The following is a 24092-nucleotide window of genomic DNA, read 5'->3' as shown; positions in this document are numbered from 1 at the left end:
TTCGGCGACATCGGTGGCACGTCAACGGCCACGCCACTGCGGCTTGCGCTTCTCGCTCCAGGCCCGGATACCCTCGGCCACGTCTTCGGTCGCGCCGGCAACCTTGCGCATCGTCTCGCCGAAGCGCACCGACTCGATCCAGCCCATGTCCGCGGTCCGCCAGGCCACCTCCTTGGTCGCCCGCTGGGCCAACGGGGCGGCCTCGGTCAGGGTGCGGGCCCAGGCCTGCGCCTCGGCCTGCAGTCGGTCGGGCTCGACGAGCTTCCAGACCAGGCCGACCTCTTTGGCGCGCTCGGCGCTCATCGGCTTGCCGGTCAACAGCAGTTCCATGGCGTTGGCCCAGCCCACCCGCTGCGGCAGCCGGATCGCCCCGACGATGGTGGGCACCCCGATCGAGACCTCGGGGAAACAGAACGTGGCCTCGGTACTGGCGATGACGAAGTCGCAGAACAACACCCCGGTAACCCCGTAGCCGATGCAGGGACCGTGCACGGCAGCGATGGTCGGCTTGAACAGTTCCATGCCGGATTCGAACGAGTTGATCGTCGGTTTCTCCCAGAAGGTGCCGCCGAACGTGCCGACGGAGCCTTCGCCGTCCTTGAGGTCGCCGCCCGCGCAGAACACGCTGCCGTTGGCGGTCAGGATCCCGACCCAGGCGTCCAGGTCGTCGCGGAATCGATCCCATGCGGCGTTGAGGTCCTGGCGCAGCGCGCCGTTGATGGCGTTGCGCGCCTCGGGGCGATTCAGAGTGATGGTGGCGACGTGATCTTGCAGCTCATAGGTGACCAGACTCATGCCTGCAGAGTATTGCGCCGGGCGCGAGGACCCACCAATAAGCCGGGGGCGAACCTACCTCACGGCGTGCGGGAGCGGCGAGGGTCGTCGGAAACCCTAAGGCGCCCAACGGCTTTCGCGGGGAGACGCCTGACGTCGTCGAACCGCACGCTGACACGCTCGAAGGCCTTGACGCGTTCGGCCTTGACTTTCTTGGTGTAGGTCCTGCGGTCGGCCGGCGTGAGGTCCGCGTCGTCGCTGAACGCGCTGAGCAGGGCGCGCGGGTACAGCTTTTCCACCAAGACGACGTTGACCTCGGCGCACAACACCAGCGCCACCGAGGCGAGGAACAGAAAGGCCAACGCCCCCAACACCAGTGCGAACACACTGTTGGTGGCGCTGGCCCGTTTCACGGTGTGCGCGACATAGCCCGCCCCGAACCACTGCAGCATCTGCCAGATGAAGGCCGCGGCGACCGCCCCGGGCAACACCTGCCGGTACGTCAGTGCCCGCGCGGTTGTCACGCGAAAAGCAACCAGGCAGATCAACGCGTTGATCGCGACGGCGGCGAGCGCGAGACCGGTGGTTTCGAGAATGCCGACGGCGCCGGCGGCGTGACCGACCGCGGCCAACACGGTGGCCGCGATGGCCGCCGAGCCGAGCACCAACAGCAACAGCAAGCTGCGCAGGCGTGACCGAATGGGGTTGGGCCGCTTGTGTTTCGGCACCGCCCAGACGGAATCCATCGCGTTCTGCAGCGCCTGTCCCACACCCAGACCGCCGTAGAGCGCTCCGAGCAGGCCCACGATCACGCCGACGGCGCCTCCGCTGAGCCCCTCGGGGTGGTGCAACTGGCTGCCCAGGACCGGGAACTGGCTCAGCGTGCTGTGCAGCACCTGTGCCTGCAGATCGGGCCGGCCGGCCAGCACGACCCCCAGCGCGGTGGTCAACAGCAGCAGCAGCGGAAACAGGGACACCAGCGCGTAGTAGGTGATCAGCGCGGCGAGGTAGCCGCCCTGATCGTCGTTGTATTTGTAGATGACGGCGACGATCACGCCCACGGTTCGATTCCGTCGCTGCAGCTCGTCTAACCAACCGACCATCGCCGATCACGTCCCCCGCACAAGCCCGCATCCCGTTCGATGCGCTCGCCAGGTCATACCCGAATTGGGCCGCCGTGAACCGCGCTGGACGACCCGGGCTTGGGACGCCACCGGCGGCGGGTGCCTATTCTGTGCGGGGTGGCCGAACCGTCTGCAGCGCAGTTGCGCAACCAACTCGACGGCCTGACGTTGCGCGACGCCGCCCGCATCGGCAGGCGCCTGAAGAACCTCCGCGCCGCCACGCCCGAGAAGCTGCGGCGGCTCGCCGACGAGGTCGCGGCGGCGCGGCCGCTGGTCGCGGCCCGCCAGGCCGCCGTCCCGACGATCACCTACCCCGACCTGCCGGTCAGCGCACGGCGGCAGGAAATCGCCGACGCGATCCGCGGGAATCAGGTGGTGGTGATCGCCGGGGAGACCGGGTCGGGCAAAACCACGCAGCTGCCCAAGATCTGCCTGGAGGCGGGCCGCGGCATCCGCGGAACCATCGGGCATACCCAGCCCCGCCGGCTGGCCGCGCGCACCGTCGCCCAGCGCATCGCCGACGAGCTGGCAAGCCCGCTGGGCGAGGCCGTCGGCTACAGCGTGCGGTTCACCGACCGGGTCAGCGACCGCACCCTGATCAAGCTGATGACCGACGGAATCCTGCTCGCCGAGATCCAGCGCGACCGCCGCCTGCTGCGCTACGACACCCTGATCCTCGACGAGGCACACGAGCGCAGCCTCAACATCGATTTTCTGCTCGGCTATCTGCGCGAGTTGTTGCCGCGCCGGCCCGATTTGAGGGTGATCGTCACGTCGGCGACCATCGAGCCGCAGCGCTTCGCCGCGCATTTCGAGAATGCGCCGATCATCGAGGTGTCCGGGCGGACGTACCCGGTGGAAATCCGCTATCGGCCACTGGAGGTCGCCGTGCCTTCCGCATCCACGGACGATCCCGACGATCCGGACCACGAGATCGTCCGCACCGAGACCCGCGACGAGATCGAGGCTATCGTCGACGCCATCCGTGAACTCGAAGCCGAGCCGCCCGGCGACGTCCTCGTCTTTCTCTCGGGAGAGCGCGAGATCCGTGACACCGCGGAGGCTTTGACGTTTTTGACGAACGGCCCGGGCCACACCGAAGTGCTTCCGCTGTATGCCCGGCTGCCCACCGCCGAGCAACAAAAGGTGTTCGCGCCGCATACCGGGCGTCGCGTCGTGCTCGCGACCAACGTCGCCGAGACGTCGTTGACCGTGCCGGGAATCCGCTACGTCATCGACCCTGGCAACGCCCGGATCTCGCGCTACAGCCGCCGCCTGAAGGTGCAGCGGCTGCCTATCGAGCCCATCTCGCAGGCCTCCGCCGCCCAACGGGCCGGCCGGTGCGGCCGGGTCGCGCCCGGCGTGTGCATCCGGTTGTACTCCGAGCAGGACTTCGCGGCCCGGCCGCGCTACACCGAGCCCGAGATCCTGCGGACGAACCTCGCCGCCGTGCTGCTGCAGATGGCGGCGCTGCAAATCGGCGATATCGAAAAGTTCCCGTTCCTCGATCCGCCGGACCGGCGCAGCGTCCGCGACGGCGTCCAGTTGCTGGTCGAGCTCGGCGCGTTCGACGGCCAGGGCGCGATCACCGAGCTCGGCCGCCGCCTTGCCCGGCTGCCGGTCGACCCACGGCTGGGCCGGATGATCCTGCAGGCCGAGACCGAAGGATGCGTGCGGGAGATGCTGGTGTTGGCCGCGGCGCTGAGCATCCCGGACCCGCGGGAACGGCCGAGCGATCGCGAGGAAGCCGCCCGCGAAAAGCATGCCCGCTTCGCCGACGAACACTCCGACTTCATGTCGTACCTCAACTTGTGGCACTATCTCCGCGAACAACGGAAGTCGTTATCCGGCAGCGCGTTTCGACGGATGTGCCGGTCCGAATTCCTGCACTACCTGCGCATCCGCGAGTGGCAGGACCTGGTCGGCCAGCTACGCAGCATCGCCGGCGACCTGGGCGTCGTCGAAGACACCGCCGGCGAACCCGCCGGTCCGGCCCGCGTGCACGCGGCGCTGGTCGCCGGGTTGCTGTCGCATGTGGGCATGCGCCGCGAGGACACGCGCGAGTACCTGGGAGCGCGTAACGCGAACTTCGTGCTGGCGCCCGGCTCGGTGCTCACCAAACGGCCGCCGCGCTGGGTCGTCGTGGCGGAGCTGGTCGAGACCAGCCGGCTGTATGGGCGCACGGCCGCGCGCATCCAGCCGGAGGTGGTCGAGCGGGTGGCCGGCGACCTGGTGCACCGCACCTACAGCGAGCCGCATTGGGACGCCAAGCGCGGCGAGGTGATGGCCTACGAGCGGGTGACGCTGTATGGCCTGCCGCTGGTGGCGCGCCGCCGCGTCGGATACGCCCGCATCGAGCCGGTGGTGGCGCGCGAGCTGTTCATCCGGCACGCCCTGGTCGAAGGGGAGTGGCAGACCCGGCATCACTTCTTTCGCGACAACGCCCGGCTGCGCGCCGAGCTCGAGGAGCTCGAGGAGCGTGCCCGCCGCCGCGACCTGCTGGTCGGCGACGACGACGTCTACGCGCTCTACGACGCCCGCATTCCCACCGAGGTGGTCTCGGCGCGGCATTTCGACGCGTGGTGGAAACGCCAGCGGCACAAGACACCCGACCTGCTGACGTTCACCCGCGCCGACCTGCTGCGCACCGACGACAACGCCGCCACCGATCGGCCTACCACGTGGCGGACGGGCGACGCCGCGCTGCCGCTGACCTACCGGTTCGAGCCGGGGGCCGCCGACGACGGGGTCACGGTGCACGTCCCGATCGACGTGCTGGCGCGCCTGGGGGGTGACGAGTTCGCCTGGCAGGTGCCCGCGCTGCGCGAGGAACTGGTCACCGCGCTCATCCGCTCACTGCCGAAAGACCTGCGCCGCAACTTCGTTCCCGTCCCCGACACGGCACGCGCGGTGCTGGCCGCAATCGAGCCGGCCGGCGAGCCGCTGCTGTCGGCGTTGCAGCGCGAATTACGCCGTCGCACCGGGGTTTTGGTGCCCGTCGAGGCGTTCGACCTGGACAAGCTGCCGCCGCACCTGCGGGTGACGTTCGCGGTGGAGTCCCCTGACGGCGCCGAGGTCGCCAGCGGCAAGGATCTGCAGGAGCTGCAGGAACGACTCATGACGCCGGCCCGCCGCGCGGTGGCGCACGCGGTCGCGGGCGAGCTCGAGCGCACTTGGTTGCGCGACTGGCCCGACGATCTCGACGAACTGCCGCGCGTCATCGAACGCGCCGTGCAGGGGCGCACCGTGCGAGGGTTTCCGGCGTTCGTCGACACCGGCGGCGCCGTCGACCTACGCGTGTTGGCGGCGCCGGACGAACAGTACCGGGCGATCGGTCCCGGCCTTCGGCGATTGGTCCGACTCAGCGTTGCGTCCCCGGTGAAAGCCATTGCGCGACAACTTGACCCGCGCACCCGTCTGACGCTGGGCACCAACCCCGACGGCGACCTGTCCGCGCTGCTGGAGGACTGTGCCGACGCCGCGGCCGACGCGTTCATGCCGACGCCGGTGTGGACGCGGGGGGAGTTCGTCGCGTTGCAAGAACGCCTGGGAAAGACCTTGGCGCCCACGGCCGCCGAGATTGCCCGCGCGGTCGAGCGGGTGCTCGCCGCCGCCCACGACGTGCGACTCCTGCTGCCCGCCAACCCGCCGCCCGCGCACTCCGAGGCGATCGCGGACGTGCGCGCCCAGCTCGACCGGCTCTTGCCGCCGGGCTTCGTCACCGCGACCGGCCGGGCGCACCTCGCCGATCTCACCCGCTATCTGCTCGCGATCCGTCGCCGGCTCGACGGGCTGGCGCGCGGCGCCCAGGCCGACCGGGAGCGGATGGACCGGGTGCACGCCGTGCAGGACGCCTACGACGAACTGCTGCGTGAGCTGCCACGAACGGCGAGGACGGCCCCCGACGTCCTCGATATCGCCCGCCAGATCGAGGAACTCAGGGTGAGCCTGTGGGCCCAGCAGCTCGGCACGCCGCGCCCGGTCAGCGAGCAGCGGATCTACCGCGCCATGGACGCCGTGCGCGATCGTCGCTGAATGTTTTTCCCCGCCACTTTCAACCTATAGCGCACCCCGGGGCTTGCCGCAAGACCGGGGTGATGTCGCAAAATCGCTGTCCGAAACCAAAATTCGGGAGAGCGGGGGGGTATCGACGTGGTTGTTTCGCAGAGCTCGGGCAGGAAGGTCGAGCATGCGGTGCTCATCGCCGGAGGTGGCCCCACGGGGCTGATGCTCGCCGGCGAATTGGGTTTGGCCGGCGTCGACGTCGCGATCGTCGAGCGGCGCGCCAACCAGGATTTGATCGGATCGCGCGCCGGGGGTCTGCACGCCCGCACCATCGAAGTCCTCGATCAGCGCGGCATCGCCGATCGATTCTTGTCGCAGGGACAGGTGGCGCAGGTGGCGGGTTTCGCCCAGATTCGGCTGGACATCAGCGACTTTCCCACCCGCCACCCGTACGGGCTGGCGCTGTGGCAGAACCAGATCGAACGAACCCTGGCCGAGTGGGTCGGCGAACTCGGCGTGCGCATCTATCGCGGCACAGAGGTGGCCACCCTCGCCCAGGACGACAGCGGCGTCGACGTCGGCCTGTCCGATGGCCGGGTGATGCGGGCGGGCTATCTCGTCGGGTGCGACGGCGGACGCAGCGTGGTCCGCAAGGCAGCCGGCATCGAATTTCCGGGGTGGGATGCCACGACGAGCTATCTGCTCGCCGAGGCGGACATGGACTACGAAGATGACCAGCCGCCGCCGTGGGGTATCCGCCGCGACGCGCTCGGAGTCCATGCTTTGTCCACCACCGAGGAGGGCGGGCCGGTGCGGATCATGGTCACCGAGGAGCGCCTTCGAACCTCCGGCGAACCCACGGTGCACGATGCGAGCCGGGCACTCGTCGCCGTCTACGGGACGGATTACGGAATCCACAGTCCCCGTTGGATTTCCCGCTTCACCGATGCCGCCCGGCAGGCCGCGTCCTATCGCGTCCGACGGGTGCTGGTCGCCGGCGACGCCGCGCACGTCCATCACCCGGTGGGCGGGCAGGGTCTGAACACCGGCGTCCAGGATGCCGTGAATCTGGGATGGAAGCTGGCCCAGGTGGTCAACAACACGTCACGCGACAGCCTCCTCGACACCTATCACGCCGAACGGCACCCGATCGCCGCGCGAGTGCTGCGCAACTCGATCGCGCAGCTGGCGCTTCTTCGTGCGGACGACGGCACCGAGGCGCTGCGAGAAACGATGGGCGAGCTGCTGGGCATGGAGGAGCCTCGCAAACGGTTCGCCGCGATGATGTCCGGGCTGGGCATCGGCTACGACCTCGGGGACGGGCACCCGCTGCTGGGGCGCCGCATGCCCGACCTGGACCTGATCACCGCCGACGGCCCGCTGCGGGTGTTTGCCCTCCTGCGGGACGGCCGGCCCGTCCTGCTCAACTTCGGCTCGGCCGGGCGCATCGACATCGCGTCGTGGGCGGGACGGGTGCGTGTGGTCGACGCGAAACACGAAGGGGATTGGGAACTTCCGGCACTGGGGACGGTGAGCGCCCCAACAGCGGTGTTGATCCGTCCGGACGGATATGTTGCCTGGACCGGCGAGGGAACCGACCCGGCGCTGCGTGATGCCCTCACCGCCTGGTTCGGGCCACCGGCCGGGTGATTGGCGCCGGTCGCGGGCCACCGATCGGGTGACTTGTTTTGGGGGGCGCACGGTGTATCGTGCGTGTTCCCTGATCATGAGCAGGAAGCACGCACCGTGGACATGGCAAGCGACCAATCGTCGACACCGCCGCTGGATTGGGGCGAAGCCCAACCCCTGCTGAGGCCGGTGCTGCGGCCGCAAAGCTACGCCAATCAGCTGGTCAACAACGGGGCGCAGCCCTGGGTCCGTCCGGTGTTCCCGCACATCAACGAGATGGTCGTCGTGGACCTTCCCACGGTTCGGGCCATGGTGACGCCGGCCGAAACCGGCGCCTGGGGCATTACCGGCGACCAGGCATTCGCCGTGGCCCGGGAGAATCTGACCGCGCGTCAGCAGGTCTTCACACCGGGCGAGAAGTATCTGTTGAAGGACGCCGACGGTGCCAGCTATGTCGACTCGATGATTCTGGCCACCGGGTGGCTGGGTTCGCTGGCGGTAGCGGGCGGTCCACGACCGCTGGTGTTCTTCCCCGGGGACGGGTCGCTGGTGCTGGGCACCGACGCCCCCGGCCAGGTGGCCGAACTCTTCGAGGCCGCCGAGCAGCTGTACCTCGAGGCCGAACAACCTGTCTCGCCGCAGGGCTACACCATTGCGGGCGCCATCATCGTGCCGTTCGATCAGGCCGGCCCGCACCCGCTGCGCGGGTACGGCCTGGCGGCTCGAAGCCTCTTGGCCGCAAGGGAATACCAACACCAGACCGACTACCTGCGGCAGCATTACGAGCGCGAACTGTTCCCGCAATACGTCGGCGAGGCCCAGGTGATCGACACGCCGTGGGGGCGGCGCACCACGACGGCGTGGGGGCAGGGCCCGGCTTGGGAGCTGCCCCACACCGATTACGTGACGTTCCTCGTCGGCGACCCGTCGAACGTGTCGGACAAGTTCACCGTGCCGTTCGCCACGGTCGTCGACGTGGTGGGCATCCTGCCCGTCGCGGGGATCACCCCGGCGCGATACCGAGCCAACGAGTGGCCGGCACCGGAAACGCTGGCGGCGCTGAAGGCTCACGCCATAGATCTGCCGAGCGGATGACTCGCTAGTCCGGCGGCTCGTTGTCCGAGCCTCGGACGGCGGCATGCTCCCGCTCGCTGGGCTTGCCGGGGACGTCTTCGGCTTCGCGGTCCCCGGCGACCTTCTCCTCGAGCCGATCGACGATGTTCTCCAGCTCCTGAGCGCGGCTCAATGGGTCTTTGTCGGGCTTTGTCATGTCGCTTTCCGTTGGCTTGGTGGGGCGGCGAACCCCGATGCCGGGGCCGCCGCTATCCCATACCCGATCGAGCGATCGCTAACCGGCCGCAACCGAAGAACAGGGGCGACAGAGCGCCGCGGCGGTGGAAGTATCGCAGGAGTGGCCACCGCAAAACCTCAGACCATCTCGTACCCCGCGCCCGACGCACGCCCGCGTCGCCACCACCCCGATCCGTTGGACCCCCACGTCATCGTCCTGTTCGGCGCGACGGGGGATCTCGCCAAGCGAAAGCTGATCCCCGGCCTGGCCTACTTGGACCAGTCCGAGCTGGCACCCAACATTCAGATCGTCGCCACCTCGCTGGAAGACTTGACCGACGACGAATTTCGCGAGCTCGCCAAGAACGCGATCGATTCGTTCGGGACGCACAAGCTCACACCCGACCAATGGGCGAACTTCGCGAGGATCATGACCTACGTCCCGCAGGGCGCCGGACCCGAAGCGCTGGCCACCGCCGTGGCGGAGGCCGAAGCCAACCTGGGCCCCAACGCCCGGCGGCTGCATTACCTGTCGGTGCCGCCTAAGGCGGCGCGCGCGGTGATCACCATGCTGCGCGACGCGAAATTGGTCGACCGCTCACGGGTCGTGATGGAGAAACCATTCGGCACCGATCTGGCCAGCGCGGTGGCGCTCAACGACTTCGTACACGAAACCTTCGAGGAATCCCAGATTTTCCGCATCGACCACTTCTTGGGCAAAGAGGCCGCCCAGAACATCTTGGCGTTCCGCTTCGCCAATGGTCTGTTCGAACCGATCTGGAACCGCAACTTCATCGACCACATCCAAATCGATATCCCCGAGGCGCTGGGCCTGGATCAACGGGCGAGCTTCTACGAAGAGACCGGCGCATACAAGGACATGGTGGTCACCCACTTGTTCCAGGTGATGGCGTTCGTGGTGATGGAGCCGCCGACGGCGCTCGAACCCTTTGCCATCAGCGAAGAGAAGAACAAGGTGTTCCGGTCGATGCTGCCGGTCAAGCCCTCGAATGTGGTGCGCGGCCAGTACCAGGGGTACCGCGACGAAGCCGGGGTGGCAAGGGATTCCGACACCGAGACGTTCATCGCCCTCCGGGTCGGCATCGACAACTGGAGGTGGGCCGGGGTGCCCATCTACCTGCGGACAGGAAAGAAGATGGCCGAGGGCATCCGCATCATCTCCATCGCGTTCAAGGAGGCCCCGCGCACGATGTTCCCACCCGGATCCGGTGTGGGTACCCAAGGTCCCGATCACCTCACGTTCGACCTCGCCGACAACTCGAAGGTGTCTTTGTCGTTCTATGGCAAGCGGCCCGGCCCCGGCATGAAGCTGGACAAGCTGTCCATGCAATTCTCCTCGCAGGAGATCGAGACGGTCGTCGATGTGCTGGAGGCCTACGAACGGCTCATCCTCGACGCGATGCGGGGCGACCACACCCTGTTCAATACCGCGGAAGGCATCGAATCCTTATGGGAGCGTTCGGAAGAGCTCCTCACCGATCCACCCGCGGTCAAGCTGTACCAGCCGGGAACCTGGGGGCCCAACGCCATTCACCAGTTGATCGCGCCGAACGCCTGGCGGTTGCCGTTCGAGCGGGAGTGGCGCCACGCCAGACCCTGACGCGGGCGCCGGATCAACTCAGCTCAGCTCGGCGCTGAGGTAACTGATGGCGTGACGGAATCGCTTGAGGATTTCGTTGTCGGGCATCGCGAAACCGTAGTCGGCATACACCTGTTCGGTGGGGTAGTGCGTGACGTTCCAGCCGGTCGCGGACAGGTGCTCGGCGGCCGGACGGCGCTCCCCGAGCCAGACGAGTTCGGCGATGTCGATGTCGAGGCCGTGCTGGCGCCAGTTGTTGCGCATCGCCCGGGCCCGCTCGTCGGTGAACACGCTCATGTCGGTGATGTTCTCGGTGGCCAGCCGGCTACCCGGGGCGCTGAGCGCGGTGATGTTGTCCAGCAACCTGTCTTGGGCTTCCGGCGGTAGGTAGGGCAGTAGGCCCTCGGCGATCCAGGCGGTTGGAGAGTCGGCGTCAAAACCGCTGCCGCGCAAGGCGGTTGGCCAATCATCGCGCAGATCGATGGCGACGGTGCGGCGCTCGGCGGTCGGTTCCGCGCCGATCTGGGCGAGCGTGTCGGTCTTGAACGAGATGACGTCGGGCTGGTCGACCTCGAAAACCACGGTGCCCGCAGGCCACGACAACCGGTAGGCCCGGGCGTCGAGCCCGGCGGCCAAAATGACGGCCTGGCGTGCGCCAGCCGCCGTCGCGGCGCGGAAGAAATCGTCGAAGAACCTGGTCCGCACCGTCATCTGCTCGCGCCGCTGCTGCAGTGTCATCGGCGAGTCGTCACCCTCGAGCGGGATCTGGCCGTCCAGCATCCGGAAGAAGAAGGGATGTCCGACCGCCCGCACCAGCGGCTCGGCGAACCTGTCGTCGAGCAGCGGGTCCGGCTCGCGAGACGCCAACGCCCGGGAGGCCGCCACCATCGTCGCGGTCGCCCCCACGCTGGAGGCCAGGTCCCAGCTATCGCCCTCGCTGCGTGCCGAATCAATCGATGACATCCGTGTTTTCCTTCCAGGATCCGGCCGCCGCGCCCGGCCGTTTCGGCCTCTGCCGCGCCGCCACCCGCGACTGCACCACCGCTACCGAAGGGTACTTTCCTGCTATGCCGCCGTCACCACGCGCCACATGCAGGTGACTCCTTTCCCGCACGACTAGACGACAGGAAGCGAATCACGCTATGGCACCGACCCTGCGCCCGCGCCGCTCCGCCCTGTACTTGCCCGGCAACAAGCCGCGGGCGCTGGAGAAGGGCAAATCGCTGCCGGCGGACGTGCTGATATTCGACCTCGAAGACGCCGTGGGGCCCGACGCGAAGGCCGAATCGCGCGCGACGGTGTGCGAGGCCGTCTCGTCGGACAGCTACCGGCCCCGCGAGGTCGTGGTGCGCATCAACGGGTTGGACACCGACTGGCACAGCGACGACTTGGCCGCGGTGGCCGGTTCCGCCGCCGACGGGGTGCTGGTGCCGAAAGTCGAGACGGGCCAACAGGTTCGGGAGCTGGCCGACGCGCTCGACACGCTGGGGGCACCGAAGTCGTTGCAGCTGTGGGTGATGATCGAAACGCCCCGGGCGTTTCTGAGGGCCGAGGAGGTCGCGTCGGCCAGCGAGCGCCTGGCCGGGTTGGTGGTCGGCACCAACGATCTCGTCAACGAGCTGCACGGCCTGCACGTCCCCGGGCGCGCGCCCGTCGTCCCCGCGCTGGGCATGGCCCTGCTGGGCGCGAGGGCGGCCGGAAAAATCATTCTGGATGGCGTGTTCAACGACATCACGGATGAGGGCGGATTCCGGGCCGAGGCGCGGCACGGCCGCGAAATGGGATTCGACGGCAAGACCCTGATCCATCCGTCACAGATCGCCCCGGCGAACGAGCTGTTCGGCCCTTCGCGCAAGGAGCTGGACGACGCCCGCAAGGTCGTGTCGGCCTACGAGGAGGCGCGGGCCGCGGGCACCAGCGTCATCACGGTCGACGGCCGCATGATCGAGAGCCTGCACGTGCGCGACGCCCAGCGGATTCTCGCCCTGGCCGATTTGATCGCGGAGCTGGAAACCGCTTCCTAGCTCGGATTAGGCCGGGCCGGGCGATCGGGGTCGGCGACACGGTAGGTTGTACGCGATTCCCGACGACTCGAGAGGAGACAAGGTGGGCCAGACCGCGGCCATGGCCGAGGCCGACCGCACGTGGATGATCGACACGCTGCTCGCGCTGCTGCAGACCCCGAGTCCGTCGGGGCGCACGGACGCGGTGATGCAGTTAATCGGCGACATCCTCGACGACTTCGGCGTGCCGTTCACGCTGACGCGGCGCGGGGCGCTGACCGCGGAGCTCCCGGGGGAGTCGGCGACCACCGACCGGGCGCTGGTGGTTCATTCGGACACCATCGGCTGCATGGTCCGCGACCTCAAGGACAATGGCCGCCTGGAACTGGTCCCGGTCGGCACCTTCTCGGCCCGGTTCGCCGCGGGGGCCCGCGTGCGCATCTTCATCGACGACCCCGACGAGTTCATCACCGGCACGGTCATGCCGCTCAAGTCCAGCGGACATGCGTTCGGCGACGAGATCGACACCCAACCCACCGACTGGGACCACGTCGAGGTTCGGATCGACCGCAAGGTGTCCTCGCGCGAGGACCTGCTTCGCCTCGGCCTGCAGATCGGCGACTTCGTCGCGTTGATCACCAGCCCCGAGCTCACCGCCGACGGCTTCATCGTCTCCCGACACCTGGACGGAAAGGCGGGCGTCGCGATCGCGCTCGCGCTGGCCAAGAACTTCTCCGAGAACAAGGTGGTGCTGCCGCACCGCACCACGATCATGGTCACCATCACCGAGGAGGTCGGTCACGGGGCCAGCCACGGGCTGCCCGCCGACGTCGCCGAATTGGTGTCGGTGGACAACGCGGTATGCGCGCCCGGGCAGCACTCGCTCGAGGACGGCGTGACGATCCCGATGGCCGATATGCACGGGCCCTTCGACTACCACCTGACCCGCAAGCTCTGCCGCCTCGCCCAGGAGCGGGGAATCCCGTTCGCGCGCGACATCTTTCGCTACTACCGCTCCGACGCCGCCGCGGCGATCGAGGCGGGCGCGAACACCCGCGCCGCGCTCGTCGGCTTCGGCCTCGACGGCAGCCACGGCTGGGAGCGCACCCACATCGATTCGCTCGAAGCCGCCTACAACCTGCTGCACGCGTGGCTGCAGACGCCGTTGACGTTCGCCAAGTGGGACGCCAAGCCGACGGGCAGTCTGCGCGACTTTCCGTCGTCGAAGCAGCCCGCGCCCAGCGAGCGGTGGGTGCCGCTGTCTCGCGGCGATTACGAAAGCCCGGGCGAGGCGTCGCCCGGAACGCCCTGGCCGCCGTCGGAGGGACCCCAGGCCTAAGCGCCGCGGGGCATCCGATCGGCGCGCCAGCAGCGGGACTGCATGGGGACATCGATCCAATCAGCCGCTCCGAAGCGCTCACGCAACACAGCGCGGGCGTTGGCCAGCCGGCGTTCGCGGTCGTCGGGAGACGCGGTGATGATCCTGCTGTAGGTGCCCACCATCCCGACGACGTCGTCGAGCCTCATCGTGCGCACGAAGGTGAACGCCTCGCGGGCCACCTGGTGGAAGATCTGCGGATCGGGGAGCGCGACGTTTTCGTGGAGCCGGCGGAAGCGTTCGGGGGCGTCCGCCTCAGTCCTTTCGTCGCCGGGCAGCAGGTCGAGGTCGCGGACCCAGTCCACGTCGCGATCTCGACTGGTCCAAATCAGGCCGAAGCGCCCCCCGTCGCGAAGCACGCGCCCGATTTCCGGAACCGCCCGTTCGGGATCCATCCAGTGCCACGCCGCCGAGACGAACACGGCATCCGCGGCACGGTCGGGGAGCGGGATCGACTCACCGCTGCCCTCGAGGACGCGGACGCCCGGGGACCGCTCGGCCAGGACCGCGCGCATCCGGGCATCGGGCTCGACGGCGATGACCTGTGCCGCCCTGCCGATGAGCGTGCGGGTGAACAGCCCCGTCCCCGCGCCCACGTCGACGGCCACCTCGCACTCCGACGGCATCAACCAGTCCACCGCCTGCTGCGGGGCCTGCGGACGCAGCCCGTCGTAGTCTTCGGCGATCGATCCGAACGACATTGCGCGCGCTTGACGATCAGTCACACGCGACAACGTAATCCAGCTCGCTATGCAGAACGTGAGAAGGATCGCGCGTCACCAGAGGGCGCTGTGATTGACGAGCGCATCGGCGATGAGGCCGACCCCGAAAACGAGAAACAGAAGCCGCACCGACATTGGGCCGTAGCGGGTGAGCACGCGCACCAGTCCCCGCTGAATGCGCGCCGCCCGCACCGTTCGTCTCATCGACAGCGCAAGGATCGCCAGCGGCGGCGACACCGCGATTGCGCAGTAGGTGATGATGACCAGCGGCCAGAGCGGCGGCCGGGGATGCAGCGCGGCCAGCATGGCCAGGCCCGTGAGGTAGGGCACCGCGGTCGGCGCCTGTCCGCTTCCCACCGCCAGCCCGAGGAATCCGAGCAGCCACGGACGTTTGCGCATGGCCGCCATCGCCCAGCCGGGCGCCGACGATTGTGCGGTCAGCGGGAAGTACGCCAAGCCGATCAGCACGATCCCCAACAGCAGTTCGCCACGAAACCGGATGGCCGGCGTGATGTGAAAATCGAACGCCTCGGTGATGAAGCTGATTCCCAGCACCGTGCACAGGCCGAAGGTGGTCGTCACGGCGAACACGCCCGCGACGAAGCTCAAGGCGCCCGGGATGGGGGAGCGGCGACCGAGCCGGCTGTCGAAGATGACCGCCGAGACGACGCCCACGTTGAGGACGTTCAGCGAATCGAGAAACGCCAGCCCCGCCAGGGCAAGAATCAGAGCTGCCACGCGCCTGTACCGGGCCTAGCGTGCGGATTCGCCGGGTGCTCGGAAGCGGCTGGGCACTGACCACGGCGACACGAACAAAGCGGCGATCATGCTGCAGACAATACGGTCAGACCGGAGCGCTCACGCAGGGGGCGATGGCGCCAGCGGGGCGATCCGCGGCATGATCGAGGCGTCGACGAAGCGGCGGACGCATCCACACAGCCACAGCACATCGAATCCGGAGGCGCGCCACCGATGAACACGCTGACACCGCAGGGGCTGCACGAATACCTCATCGGGTTTTGCTGGAAATGACCCGGCTTCCAAACGAACTCGGGAATAGACCGCCGACACCGCCGCGCCGACACCGGGAGAACTGAATGGGACTGCTCGACCGCAAGACCGCCGTCGTGACCGGCGCCAATTCGGGGATCGGGCTGGCCACCGCCGAGCGATTCCTCGCCGAAGGTGCCGAACGGGTGTTCATCACGGGCCGGCGTCAGGCCGAACTCGATACCACGGCAAGCAAATTGGGGCCGAGGGCAACCGCCGTGGCCGGCGATGTCGGCGTTCCGGAGGACTTGGATCGGCTCTATGGGGAGGTCGGGTCCGCCGGCCGGGGCCTCGACATCGTCATGGCCAACGCGGGGGTGACCAGGGTGGCGCGGCTGGGGGAGATCACCGACGATGACCTCGACGCGCTGCTGACCACCAACGTCAAGGGGGTCGTGCACACCGTCCAAAAAGCGCTGCCCCTGCTCAACGACGGCGCCTCGGTCATCCTGACGGGCTCCACCACCGCCGACCGCGGCCGCGCCGGGCTGAGCATCTACGCGGCCACCAAGGCCGCGGTCCGATCACTGGCCCGCGCCTGGGCCAGCGAGCTCGCCGACCGCAACATCCGGGTCAACGTCATCGTCGCCGGGTCCACCGCCACCCCGGGCAGCGATAGACTGGCCGCGCAAACCGACCCGGACGCGTCGATCGAAGAGTTCCGCGCCGGCCGCATCGCGACCATTCCATTGGGTCGCTTCGCCGATCCCATCGAGATCGCCAATGCTGCGGTCTTTTTGGCGAGCGATCTGTCCAGCTTCACCACGGGATCCACGGTTACCGCCGACGGCGGATTCAACCAAGTCTGACGCAGAACGCGCGGCTGCCCCGGCAGTACCCACCACGGCGTGGAGCTAAGCGCTTCGTATACCTGCGCGAATCGCGCGAAGCGCGGACGCCGAAGCGCGCGGCCCTCTACAGTTCGACGAATGACGAACACCCGCACTGGCACGTAAGGGAAACGCGATGTCGAAAAGTGTTGCAACCAAAAACGACAACGAGAAGATCGTGGTCGACTTTATACATGCCGCTTACGGCGCGAGCATGGACATCGACGCGATGACCGCGCTCATGGCCGAGGACTTCGTGTGGCAACTCCACGTTCCGCTGTCCCCGGTCGTGCGGGGACGCGACGCGGCGCGCGCAGAACTCGAGAAGCACAACACGCTGTCGACCGGCATGGTCGAGGGAAGCGAGATTCGCAGGATCGTGTCCGACGGCGACACCGTCGTCGTCGAACGAGTCGACGTGAACTCTATGAATGGCGTGGCCGTCACGTTTTATGTCACAGCCATTTTCGAGGTTCGCGACAGTGCGATCACTCATTGGCGAGAGTATTGGGACACCGCCCACGTCGCGCAGCAACTCGGCATCGATCCCGCGCTGATGTTCGCCCCGCTGACGAATTAATCGCCGGCGCAGGGTGTTTGGCGGGCGGAGCTAGCCCGATGCGCTGAGGATCTTGATCGCGAAAATTAGCGTGTCGCCCGGGCGGATTCCGGCGCTGGGCTGACCTTCGGGGTAGCCATCCGCGGGGACCATCGCGACGGCGACCGTGGACCCGACCTTTTGTCCCGCGATGGCCTTCTGGAAGCCCGGCACGACGCCCGTGAGCGGGAAGTCGACGGGGGCGCCGCGTTGGTAGCTGCTGTCGAACACCGAACCGTCACGACCATTGACACCCATGTAGCAGACGGAGACCTTGGCGGTGCTCGAGACCACCGGTCCATCTCCGGCGCGCAGCGTATGCACCTGGGTCTGGGTCACGGCGAACGGTGCCGTCACGGTCACCCGCGGGGCAGTCGTGTCGGTGGACCCGGTGACGGCGACGCTCCCCGTGTTCCCGGCGAGAGTCCAGTCAGGCGTTCCACCATTCTGCGGTGCCGCGGTTGGGCACGAGTCGGCCGCGTTGGCCGTGCCCGATCCAGCGAGCAGGAGAGCGGTTGCCGCGGCACCGGCCGCGAGCGCCACAGACGAATACATCCGGAAGGAGTTCACGGCCGTCACGCTACAGCGACCTCTCGTGCCCCTCGCTCGTAGGCCTTGTCGGCCGGCCCATCATCGCGGCCGACGTCACCGTTTCGGCTCCTGAAGGCTCTTGCATAACCGGATTGCACAAAACGGCGAGGATTTATCGGCAATGTCCGGACAAATTAAGGCCGAGCCGCCATTCGCAATTAGACAAATGAGGAATAACGCTTAATTCTGCCAACGGTGCGTACGGTAAGGAAACTCGCGGAGGGGAAGAGCGCGCCTCCCCGCCATTTTCGCTGGTGTGATGTAACTAACAGTTTCGATTCGGCTCTAGTGTTGCCCGCACTGTCAAATGTACGCTAACGCGAGCTGCGAAAGCCCCTCTGACGTGCGCGTATGATCGCCCCCTCATGCGCCGCCCATTAGTAGACATTCGTGGAATAACGCCATCGGCATTGATCGAGTGGCCCTTAGTAGACATTTGTTAAATAGACGTCCGTAGGTGCCACATCCTTCTGGGTATGGTGCCCAATCGCTGCGGCCATCGGCAATTTCGCCGCGGCCCCGAGGAGGTTTTGTGGTCACATTTGGGACGGTTCATAACTGGGATCCGGGGACCGGGGCGGTCATTTCTTGGCATGCGACACCCGCCGCACATCATAAAGCCCGGCAGGCGCCGATAAGTGACGTTCCCGCAAGTTATCAGCAAGTCGAGCATCTTCGTCGATTCAGCGACCACGCAACCCGCGGACTGGATATGACGCGCCTGAACGTCGGCGCCTGGGATATGCCGGGCACGTGCGAAATACCCGCCATGACCCAGGCGATCAACGCTCACCTTCGTCGGCACGACACGTACCACAGCTGGTTCAAGTATCGAGCCGGCGGCCGCGTTGTCCGGCACACCTTCAGCGATCCCGCTGACATCGAATTTTCACCGCTCGAACGGGGCGAAATGACGCCCACCGAACTGCGCGCGCACATATTGGCCACACCGAGCCCACTGCGGTGGGACTGCTTTACCTTCGGAGTTGTTCAGCACGCGGATCACTTCACGTTCTATATGAGCGCAGACGACTTGGTCATCGATGGGATGTCGGTCGGCGTGATCTTCCTCGAAATCCATTCCATGTACGCCGCATTGGTGGGCGGCGGGGTTCCAGTGCAGTTGCCCGAACCAGCCAGCTATGACAACTACTGCGTCCGGCAGCATCAGCACACCGCGGCGCTCACGCTGCAGTCCCCGCAAGTGCGCACCTGGGTTCGGTTCGCGGAAAACAACGGGGGGACTCTCCCGAGTTTTCCCTTGCCACTTGGTCATCCATCCGTGCCGTGCGGCAGCGGCGTGGCCGTCGTTCCGCTCATGGACGACGATCAGGCGGAGCGGTTCGAGACCGTGTGCACGGATGTGGGCGCTCGCTTCAGCGGCGGCGTGTTTGCTTGTGCCGCGTTCGCCGAACACGAACTGACCGGCGCGCAGACGTACTACGGGATCACGCCGTACGACACGCGCAGCACGCCGGCCGAATTCGTAACACCGGGCTGGTTCGCCAGCTTCATCCCGGTCACCGTCCCGGTCGCAGGATTGTCTTTCGGCGATGCGGTCACCGCCGCGCAAGCGTCGTTCGATTCGGGAATCGACTTGGCCGATGTCCCCTTTGAGCGGGTTGTCGAGCTGGCTTCTTTCGGAGGTCATATCAGAACACCCGCGGGCAAGCTCCATATGCTGTCGTACGCCGACGTACGCGGGATTCCGCTCAGTTCTGAATGGGACGGCTTGAATGCTGGAATCTACGGCGACGGCAGGTCGTCGGATGACGTTCGTATGTGGGTGAATCGATTTGAGGACGAGACGACATTGACGGTCGCATTCCCGCAGAATCCGGTCGCCCGCGATTCGGTGGAGCGGTATGTCCGGGCGCTCAAGGCCACGTGTCTTCGCGTCGTCGAACACGGCGCCGCCGTGGTGCCCAATCGCCGGCGGCTCGCGGCCGCGGTCAATGCCGCGGCCGCGAGAGCGACCGCGAACCGCGCGGACTCCGCCGGCAATCTAGTGGAAAGCGCGGGGCTTCATCTGTAGCGACTGCACCGCGCACGTCTCCGATGAGTGCCCGAGCGACGGGGCCGCGGCATTGCATTCGGCACAAAATGACCTATTCGTACAAAATGGACAAAACAGCTAGAATGGCTAAGGTGCAGACCAAGGAGGGAGCGCCATGTCCACCGTCTCGTTCCGCAACCGCGACGGCAAGCTCGTCGATGTCCCCTCGGTGACCGCCAGCCGCCTCAAAAATGAGTTCGGCACAGTCTTCGATGAGGCCGCGGTCAGCGGGGCGGTGGTGATCACCAAGCACAACACCCCCAGGGCCGTGCTGCTGTCGTACGCCGAATTCGAGGCCCTGGCCGCAACGGCGGCCCCCGCCCTCGACGACCTCAGTGAACGCTTCGACGAACTGCTGGCGACCATGCAGACGCCGAAGGCCAAAGCCGGGGTCGCCGCCGCGTTCGACGCCACACCGGAGGAGCTGGGCGCCGCCGCGGTGAAGGCGGCACGCACCGCGCCACTGCGCTGATCCGGCGGCCCATGGCTCGCACGACGACACCGGCGCAGATACACGTGTTGGCGGGCGTCAACGGCGTCGGCAAGAGCAGCGTCGTGGGCGCGACGATCCGCGACAAGGGCGGTGAGTACTACAACCCGGACGAGGCCGCGCGAGAGATCATGGCGGCCAACCCCGGATTGGGCCAGGCCGAGGCCAACGCCGCGGCGTGGGAACAGGGCCGAAAGATGCTGCAGCGGGCGATCGATCAACGCCTCGACTTCACCTTCGAGACGACGCTCGGCGGCACCACGATGCCGGCACTGCTGGCCGAGGCCGCCAAGCGCGGACTCGAGGTCCATGTTTTCTATGTGGGCCTCGACAGCGCCGATACCTGCATCGAGCGGGTGCGCCAACGGGTCCGCGCCGGCGGGCATGACATTTCCGACGCCGACGTCCGTCGCCGATACCGCCACAGCCTGATCAATCTCGTGAAACTACTGCCGGTGCTCACCGGGTTGCGGATGTACGACAACTCGGCGAGCGCCGATCCCGCCGAGGGCCAGGCGCCGAAGCCGGTCTTGGTGTTGCACATGGACCGCGGCCGCATCGTCGGGCCGTCCGACTTGAGCTCCACACCGGCTTGGGCCAAGCCGGTCGTCGCGGCGGCGTTGGAGCTCGCGCAGGGATCGTAAGCGGGAGTCTGGATCTCGGAACCGCAAATTGTTCTCGATTTGCCAGCACGGTCCTGACCCCGTCGCCCGCCTCGGTTCGATAATGCTCATACCACGACGGAAATGCCCGCATTGACATCGATGGCAACCGTGACGATCGCGATGCCCGCGGTCAGCCCTTTGCGCAGCAGCTCCGGTGGCCCGCGAACCTACCGGTCGGGATGATCGATGGGCGCGATGCGGACGGTAAGCCGGCGTCGGACTCGCCGCGCCGATCGACGCGGTGTTCGACTGGCTCATTAACGGAAACAATTGGAGTGACATACCGGGGATGTTTTACTCCCGCGTTCGCCCGGTCGATGGGCCAGAGCCTTTCGGAGTCGGCTCAATTCGTGAATTCGCCAGCTCGGGTTCGAAAGTCACCGAAGTGGTCACGGCGTTCGAACGGCCACACTCGATGAGCTACCAAGCCCTGTCAACCGTGCCGCCAGCGCAACACAGCGGTGGCTCGGTGACGTTGCAGGAGGTGCCGGGAGGCACCGAAGCCGTGCCTTTCCTTATTTCGGGTTCGGCGGGATCACGATGACCGTGGAGGTGGTGGCGATGTCATCGACGGCCACCGCCCCGGGCACCCGGACCGCCGGCCCGGCCACCGCGCGGGCGGCGCTGCCCCCGACGGCGCGTCCGGCCAGGCTCGACAGGGCGGTGGGGCCGAACAGGCCCTTGCCGGGATTGACGGTCATCGCCGGTGCGGCGTCGAGCATCGTCTCGGGCAGCTCGGCGGCCAGGGTCCTGATCGCCGGCGCGGCCGAGGCCCAGTTCGCCGGAACCGACAGCGATCCGACGACACCGGCACGACCCACCGCCGCCGACACCGTTGCCGCACCCGGCGGCTGGAACGACGTGGAGCCGGTCAGCAGATCGCTGTGCAGCAGCGGAGCCAGAACCCCATGGAGGCCTTTCGGATGCAGTGTGCCACCGATGCTTCGCAGGTTGGCGCCCATCCCGCGGACATTGAGCGCGAGCTGATAGAAACCCTTCCCCGCAGTCCCGATGCCGATCGGCGAGTAGGGCCCGGTCAGGACGTTGAGGAAGTTGTTGAACCTTTTCAGGCCTCCCGTGGCTTCCCCGAGACCGAGCGAGATTCCCGGCGACGTCGTCGCCGCGGTTTGTGCCGCGGCTGGGGCCTGCGAGAGCGCCTGGGAGACCGCGGATTCCACGTTCGAGTTCGCCGACGACTGGGCCGCCGAGGCGACCGCGGCGGCCTGGTTGGTTTCCGCACTGCTGTCGGTGGTCGTCGGTGGCGTGGTGAACGGTGCCAGTTGAGTCGCGGCCGCCGAGGAACCCGCATAGCCATACATCGCGGCCGCGTCTTGGGCCCACATCTCGGCGTACTGGGCCTCGGTGGTCGCGATGGCCGGGGTGTTTTGGCCCAGGATGTTGGTCGCGACCAGTGTCGCCAACAACGCCCGGTTGGCCGCGATCACCGGCGGCGGCACCGTGGCCGCGAAGACGGCCTCATACGCGCCCGCCGCGGCCTTCGCCTGACTGGCCGACTGCTCGGCCTGCGCGGCGCTGCTGATCAGCCACGCAACGTACGGTGCCGCCGCCGACGCCATTGCAATCGAGGAGGGGCCATTCCAACCCGCTTTCAACTCCGAGATCACAGTCCCGTAAGACGCTGCCGTGGAATGTAATTCGGACGCTAATCCGTCCCAGGCGGCCGCGGCGGCCAACAACGGGGCCGGCCCGGGGCCTGAGTAGATCCTGCCGGAGTTGATCTCCGGAGGTAACGCTCCGAATTCCATTGCTTTCCTCCGCATCCGGATATGGCCAACGTCGGCCGGCATCTCAACCACCGATAACGTTGTCGTTCAACAGCATTCAGCACGCTCAGCTATCGCAAACCCTGGCCGCCCGCGGCTTGAATCCTCATGTGCCCAGAAGACTAGCCAGCTCCGGCGGAAGCAACATCGACCAACGAGGGCCGACTCCGCACGGTCACCACCCCCCGGGGGCAGTGGGTGCGTCTTGGCGACGAGGGTCGGCATAAGCGTCCCTGCGCCCCGTCTACCTCGGACGAATCGCGAAGTACCCCGGCGTGAACGGAAGCCAACTTCCGCACGAACTGTTGCCCGATGAAACAGTTTTCATTAGTAAAAATCTTGGCGTCAAATAATTCGAAAGGGGCACTTGGCCGCGAGGCCGTTTGTCGGCTTCCCGCTCGAACGGCGACGACATTGCGCCGCCATCGAATGTTGGCTTGCTTCACGGATTCCGGTGCCTGAGCTGCATGCACGGTCAGCTCCGGCGACCCGCAATGATCAGTTGGAGCGGCGGGTCCGCTTCGAGGTTCCCGCAGTCTTTTTCGACAACGCGTCGCGAGACGGCACGGTCTGTTCGATGTGGTCGGCGACGCAACCGACAAAGGCCTGGCATGCGGCGGAGCGCTCTTCAGGGCGCGGTGCCACGAGGTTTACCCGGCGGTGCATGTCAGCTCCGGCGACCGGCCGCAGTGCCAGGCTCGGATCGGCGTTAGCGCGGGTGCGGGCGACGGATTCGGGCAGCAACGCGACACCCAGGTCTTTGCGCACGAAGTGGGTGACCTCATCGACACGCGTCACTTCGAAAGCCACTCGCCGCGTCACGTTGGCGAAGCCGCGGTCGGTTTCGTGTCGCAGACCGTAGCCAGGGGGAAAGTCGATGAACGGTAATGCGGCCAGCGCAGTTATCGACACCGATGATTTTTTCGTGAGCGGGTGGTGGGCGGGCATGACGGCGATGAGCGGCTCGCTGAACAAATGGGTGAACGTCAAGGCGCCGCCGGTCCTGGATACGTTGGAGCCCACGATCGCCACGTCCAGCTTCCGGTCGCGGACCGCCTCGATCAGCACGTCGCTGCCGCCGCTGCGCAACGTCACGCTGACGTCGGGATAGTGCGAGTGAAAGGTCGCCATCAGAGTGGCCACATCGAGGCTTTCGGATGGGATCTCCATCATCCCGACCGTGAGCCGGCCAACGACCGTGCCGCCGAGAGCCTGTGCGTCAACGGCGATCTGGTCAATGCCGGCAACCACCTGGCGCACCAGCGGCATCAGCGCTTCACCGGCGGGTGTCAGCGAGACCGAGCGGGTCGTCCGTTCGAACAGCCGTAAGCCGATCTCACTTTCGAACCGACCGACCTGCTGACTCAAGGCTGATGGCACGACGAACATCGCCTCGGCCGCCTTGGTGAAACTATTCGCCTCGGCCAACGCCACGACGTAGCGCAATTGCTGCAGGTTCACAATCCTTCATCTTTCGTGATTAATCGCATCATATCTATTCAC

21 protein-coding genes are annotated in these 24092 nt (G+C 67.1%); 12 read left to right on the top strand and 9 right to left on the bottom strand.

Annotated features, from left to right (window positions below; genetic code table 11):
• Window positions 1–21: 21 nt before the first annotated feature.
• Entirely contained in the window at window positions 22–795 is a 774-nt protein-coding gene (locus W7S_RS12375) for an enoyl-CoA hydratase/isomerase family protein (protein ID WP_008256631.1), read from the bottom strand.
• A gap of 59 nt (window positions 796–854) precedes the next feature.
• Complete coding sequence (locus W7S_RS12370; RefSeq protein ID WP_014711604.1) at window positions 855–1877, bottom strand: YhjD/YihY/BrkB family envelope integrity protein; 1023 nt, start codon at window positions 1875–1877, stop codon at window positions 855–857.
• A 138-nt stretch (window positions 1878–2015) separates the two neighbouring features.
• On the opposite strand from W7S_RS12370, the gene hrpA reads away from it, so the two are divergent.
• The 3 genes from hrpA (at window position 2016) to W7S_RS12355 (ending at window position 8627) form a co-directional block, all read left to right on the top strand.
• Window positions 2016–5933 (top strand): ATP-dependent RNA helicase HrpA, encoded by a 3918-nt coding sequence (hrpA, locus tag W7S_RS12365; RefSeq protein ID WP_014711603.1) that lies wholly within the window; start codon window positions 2016–2018, stop codon window positions 5931–5933.
• Between the two features lie 117 nt (window positions 5934–6050).
• Entirely contained in the window at window positions 6051–7553 is a 1503-nt protein-coding gene (locus W7S_RS12360; protein ID WP_036428870.1) for an FAD-dependent monooxygenase, read from the top strand.
• 96 nt (window positions 7554–7649) lie between these two features.
• A complete protein-coding gene (locus W7S_RS12355) occupies window positions 7650–8627 on the top strand; it encodes a hypothetical protein (protein WP_008256623.1) in 978 nt (325 codons plus the stop codon).
• A 4-nt stretch (window positions 8628–8631) separates the two neighbouring features.
• On the opposite strand, the gene W7S_RS27160 is transcribed toward W7S_RS12355, so the two are convergent.
• Window positions 8632–8802, bottom strand: a complete 171-nt coding sequence (locus tag W7S_RS27160) for a hypothetical protein (RefSeq protein ID WP_008256621.1) — start codon at window positions 8800–8802, stop codon at window positions 8632–8634.
• A gap of 141 nt (window positions 8803–8943) precedes the next feature.
• Between W7S_RS27160 and zwf the strand changes: the two genes are divergently transcribed.
• The gene (gene zwf / locus W7S_RS12350) at window positions 8944–10443 is read left to right on the top strand and encodes a glucose-6-phosphate dehydrogenase (protein WP_008256619.1); all 1500 of its coding nucleotides are present in this window, start codon (window positions 8944–8946) and stop codon (window positions 10441–10443) included.
• A gap of 18 nt (window positions 10444–10461) precedes the next feature.
• Here zwf and W7S_RS12345 read toward each other — a convergent pair whose 3' ends face one another.
• Window positions 10462–11385, bottom strand: coding sequence for a class I SAM-dependent methyltransferase (locus W7S_RS12345; RefSeq protein ID WP_014711602.1), 924 nt, complete (start codon window positions 11383–11385; stop codon window positions 10462–10464).
• 179 nt (window positions 11386–11564) lie between these two features.
• Here W7S_RS12345 and W7S_RS12340 point away from each other — a divergent pair, with 179 nt between their 5' ends.
• Complete coding sequence (locus W7S_RS12340; RefSeq protein ID WP_014711601.1) at window positions 11565–12446, top strand: CoA ester lyase; 882 nt, start codon at window positions 11565–11567, stop codon at window positions 12444–12446.
• 82 nt (window positions 12447–12528) lie between these two features.
• The gene (locus W7S_RS12335) at window positions 12529–13764 is read left to right on the top strand and encodes an osmoprotectant NAGGN system M42 family peptidase (RefSeq protein ID WP_008256614.1); all 1236 of its coding nucleotides are present in this window, start codon (window positions 12529–12531) and stop codon (window positions 13762–13764) included.
• Here W7S_RS12335 and W7S_RS12330 read toward each other — a convergent pair.
• Both W7S_RS12330 and W7S_RS12325 read right to left on the bottom strand, forming a co-directional pair.
• The gene (locus W7S_RS12330; RefSeq protein WP_041297835.1) at window positions 13761–14528 is read right to left on the bottom strand and encodes a class I SAM-dependent methyltransferase; all 768 of its coding nucleotides are present in this window, start codon (window positions 14526–14528) and stop codon (window positions 13761–13763) included. The genes W7S_RS12335 and W7S_RS12330 overlap by 4 nt on opposite strands.
• A 51-nt stretch (window positions 14529–14579) precedes the next feature.
• On the bottom strand, window positions 14580–15263 hold the full coding sequence (locus W7S_RS12325; RefSeq protein WP_014711599.1) for a GAP family protein: 684 nt from the start codon (window positions 15261–15263) through the stop codon (window positions 14580–14582).
• Window positions 15264–15622: 359 nt separating this feature from the next.
• On the opposite strand from W7S_RS12325, the gene W7S_RS12320 reads away from it, so the two are divergent.
• On the top strand, window positions 15623–16384 hold the full coding sequence (locus W7S_RS12320; protein WP_014711598.1) for an SDR family NAD(P)-dependent oxidoreductase: 762 nt from the start codon (window positions 15623–15625) through the stop codon (window positions 16382–16384).
• Window positions 16385–16541: 157 nt separating this feature from the next.
• Window positions 16542–16985: a limonene-1,2-epoxide hydrolase family protein gene (locus W7S_RS12315; protein WP_014711597.1), complete on the top strand. Its 444-nt coding sequence runs from the start codon at window positions 16542–16544 to the stop codon at window positions 16983–16985.
• Between the two features lie 30 nt (window positions 16986–17015).
• On the opposite strand, the gene W7S_RS12310 is transcribed toward W7S_RS12315, so the two are convergent.
• Complete coding sequence (locus W7S_RS12310) at window positions 17016–17558, bottom strand: FKBP-type peptidyl-prolyl cis-trans isomerase (protein WP_369751749.1); 543 nt, start codon at window positions 17556–17558, stop codon at window positions 17016–17018.
• Between the two features lie 568 nt (window positions 17559–18126).
• Here W7S_RS12310 and W7S_RS12305 point away from each other — a divergent pair.
• The 4 genes from W7S_RS12305 to W7S_RS26220 all read left to right on the top strand — a co-directional run bounded on the left by W7S_RS12305 (window position 18127) and on the right by W7S_RS26220 (window position 21349).
• Window positions 18127–19629: a condensation domain-containing protein gene (locus W7S_RS12305; RefSeq protein ID WP_041297833.1), complete on the top strand. Its 1503-nt coding sequence runs from the start codon at window positions 18127–18129 to the stop codon at window positions 19627–19629.
• A gap of 136 nt (window positions 19630–19765) precedes the next feature.
• Complete coding sequence (locus W7S_RS12300) at window positions 19766–20122, top strand: type II toxin-antitoxin system prevent-host-death family antitoxin (RefSeq protein WP_014711594.1); 357 nt, start codon at window positions 19766–19768, stop codon at window positions 20120–20122.
• Between the two features lie 11 nt (window positions 20123–20133).
• Entirely contained in the window at window positions 20134–20784 is a 651-nt protein-coding gene (locus W7S_RS12295) for a zeta toxin family protein (protein WP_014380118.1), read from the top strand.
• A 262-nt stretch (window positions 20785–21046) separates the two neighbouring features.
• Entirely contained in the window at window positions 21047–21349 is a 303-nt protein-coding gene (locus W7S_RS26220) for a hypothetical protein (RefSeq protein WP_238535848.1), read from the top strand.
• Here W7S_RS26220 and W7S_RS12290 read toward each other — a convergent pair.
• Together W7S_RS12290 and W7S_RS12285 are read right to left on the bottom strand one after the other, a co-directional pair.
• Window positions 21321–22571: a PPE family protein gene (locus W7S_RS12290; RefSeq protein WP_041297832.1), complete on the bottom strand. Its 1251-nt coding sequence runs from the start codon at window positions 22569–22571 to the stop codon at window positions 21321–21323. The genes W7S_RS26220 and W7S_RS12290 overlap by 29 nt on opposite strands.
• A 516-nt stretch (window positions 22572–23087) precedes the next feature.
• Window positions 23088–24035, bottom strand: a complete 948-nt coding sequence (locus tag W7S_RS12285) for a LysR family transcriptional regulator (RefSeq protein WP_238535847.1) — start codon at window positions 24033–24035, stop codon at window positions 23088–23090.
• Window positions 24036–24092: the final 57 nt, after the last annotated feature.

This window comes from Mycobacterium sp. MOTT36Y (assembly GCF_000262165.1).
In the GTDB taxonomy this organism is placed as follows: Bacteria; Actinomycetota; Actinomycetes; order Mycobacteriales; family Mycobacteriaceae; genus Mycobacterium; species Mycobacterium intracellulare.
The sequence above is the reverse complement of the archived record's forward strand: the minus strand, read 5'-3'. Positions and strand labels throughout refer to the sequence as shown.